The following is a 366-nucleotide window of genomic DNA, read 5'->3' on the forward strand; positions in this document are numbered from 1 at the left end:
AAGGGGTGCCGCTGCCACCCAACACGCTGGCCGAACTGCGCCGCGACATGGCGCGGCTGCGGCTGATCCGGGCGCAGCTCGAGGAGATCGAGAAGACACGCCTGGAGCGGCTGAAGCAGGCGCCGCAGGAGGGCACCCATCCCATGGTGATGATGCTGGCCAGGATGATGGGCATCGGCATCGAGACGGCAGACATGCTGGTGCAAGAGATCCTGTCGCGCAATCTGCGCGACCGCCGCGCGGTGGCCCGTTATGCCGGGCTGACCGGGGCGCCGGACGAGAGCGGCTCCAAACGGCGCGAGAAAGGGCTGGCGCGGGCCGGCAATGCGCGGGTCAGGCGCGGCATGATCCAGCTCGCCTGGCGCT

General features: G+C 69.9%; 1 protein-coding gene. It reads left to right on the forward strand.

All coding sequences use genetic code 11. The features are described from left to right. The coding region (locus AC0L3L_RS36505) for a transposase (RefSeq protein WP_473642226.1) at window positions 1-366 on the forward strand (366 nt) is incomplete at both ends.

This window comes from Mesorhizobium sp. WSM4849 (assembly GCF_055811385.1).